The sequence below is a fragment of the Castellaniella sp. genome (genome assembly GCF_004321985.1).
In the GTDB taxonomy this organism is placed as follows: Bacteria; Pseudomonadota; Gammaproteobacteria; order Burkholderiales; family Burkholderiaceae_B; genus Castellaniella.
Genome location: NZ_SCQN01000069.1, coordinates 1 through 1,909, shown reverse-complemented (window position 1 = coordinate 1,909; position 1,909 = coordinate 1). Strand labels below are relative to the sequence as shown.

Genomic DNA, 1,909 nt, shown 5'->3' with positions numbered 1-1,909 from the left:
GAGAGAGATGCCGCCGCAGCCCGCGCTGACTTCAGGAGGAGCGAAGTTCAGGGCGGTGGCCCCCGGGGGTGCCACCGGCGAGCGGATCTCCAATGAGCCACCACTGATAACGCCACGGCGCGCGTCATTGATGACCTGCGGCGGTGCCGCCGTACTCATCTGGCCGAACATCTGGTCCATCTGACCTTGCAGTCCGCCCTGTTGAGCGAACGATGCGGTGGACATCCCGGCGAGGAGCGCCAGGCCGCAGACCGACGTGATGCACCTTTTCATGGCACGTGCCTCTGGGAGTAGTTACTGGGCCGATGGCTGGCCCGCAGAGGTGGACGCAGCGCGCTCCTCCGCGGTTCGATGATCTGGCGGGAGCGTCGCGACGGCGGCTTGGATCACGGCGATGTCGTCGCCGTCCAGCCCAGGTGGCGCACTCGCATTGCCTGATTGCGCCTGAAGCGGCGCGGCGATGCGGGACCGCTGGAAGTCTTCGGCGCCAAGCCAGTGCCGGTAATAGGCTTGCTCGACGATTCGCGTCTCCAGCTCGTCCAGGCTCAAATATCCCTGCCCGATTTCAACAACATCGTCGAGATTCGGCGGGCGCACGAGGAAGAACGCCGGGGTTGCTCGGACGCCGAGGCGCGCTCCCTGGCCGTTGTCGATGAGGAAGTTCGGAAACAGCTGATCGTCGATGCCCTGCCCATCGAGGCTCACCGCCGTCACATGCATGCCGGTGACGAGTTCAAGTGTGCGAAGGACGCTCAGGTCGCGATGGCAGTAAGGGCAGTCGCTGCGGAAGAAAAAGAACAGCCCCGCCGATTTGGCGAGCGTCTGGATGCCGCCGATCAGGCCACCTTGTGCGCGCGAAACCGCTTCCTGTGCCGCGGCACTGGCCGACGGAAACCGCGCGTTCTCATCCAGGCCGGCGTTTCCTTGGGTGACCATCATCGCCATCTGGGCGTAGGCCTGGGCGCGATTGACCGAGACCTTCTGCAGCGCCAGGTAGGCGCGAACATTCTCGGGAGTCGGCTTTTCAACCGCCTGGTCCATCAGCCTCGGCAGAGTGTCCCGGATCCACGCGGTCGACCACATGGCGGGACCGGATGGCGCGGCCGCCGTCGCTGCAGGCTTCGGAGCCTGCGGCTCGGCCGGCTTCTGAACCGGCTGCTCGCGATACCACAGCCACCCTTCCGGCGCTGGTGAATGAGACTGCGCCGGCGCCGCAATCGGGGTAAGCGCAAGAATGGCCGCGATGAGGAGGTATTGGTAGCGCATAGTCCCAAGGTAGTGGGTCCATGCGCTACCGATGGGCCGCCAATCCTCCTTTCAACTCCCGGTCAGCGGCATGTCGCCGACCAGGCCCAAGCGCACCAGTGATGGGGTTGTGGATGTAGCGAGGGTAATAGGCGCTACGACGCCGGCATTTCGCGCTCGACGAAGGATCGTTGTTCCCCACTCGCAACAGAGACAAGGTCGCAGCAGGCGCGACCAGTTGCTCTTGTCGGGACCGTCGATAGTCAGCAGCGGCATCCCGCACGACGAACACTGGGACAACGAGATCATGTTGTCGATCATGGCGCGGACCGTGATCCACAGATCGCGGAGGTCCATCGCGGTGTGCCCCTGCAGGGCTGACGGGTTCGCGGGCATGGCGCCAGGTGGCGTGATTCCCACAAGTGTGAGTTCGAACAGATTCCACGCTTCCAGCAGATGGTACGCATCGACCGTTCCGGACCGGCGCCAGTCCCGATCGAGCATGTCGTAAAGCGAGGCGGCGTAGGGAACGTGTATGGCCGCCGCTGGCCGACGGAGCAAGCGGTCGCTCGGCGCCGGCGGCATGGCTGCCATGTACTCGGGGAGTGCCGCCCCCGGCTCGGCCATTTTGAGGTGCGCACGCGTGACTGGGTGACCTCGCACC

General features: G+C 65.1%; 3 protein-coding genes. All 3 read right to left on the bottom strand.

Annotation, left to right across the window (positions count from 1 at the left end):
- Positions 1-273: conjugal transfer protein TraH (locus EPN31_RS15955; protein WP_291775575.1), on the bottom strand; the 273-nt coding region annotated here is incomplete at its 3' end.
- A gap of 21 nt (positions 274-294) precedes the next feature.
- Complete coding sequence (locus EPN31_RS15950) at positions 295-1,266, bottom strand: conjugal transfer protein TraF (RefSeq protein WP_015447827.1); 972 nt, start codon at positions 1,264-1,266, stop codon at positions 295-297.
- Between the two features lie 51 nt (positions 1,267-1,317).
- Positions 1,318-1,909 (bottom strand): hypothetical protein (locus tag EPN31_RS15945; RefSeq protein ID WP_291775570.1); only part of this gene is annotated, 592 nt, incomplete at its 5' end.

Excerpts from the sequence above, each read along its gene's own strand:
- EPN31_RS15950 (WP_015447827.1), bottom strand. The coding sequence starts at position 1,266 with ATGCGCTACCAATACCTCCTCATCGCGGCCATTCTTGCGCTTACCCCG.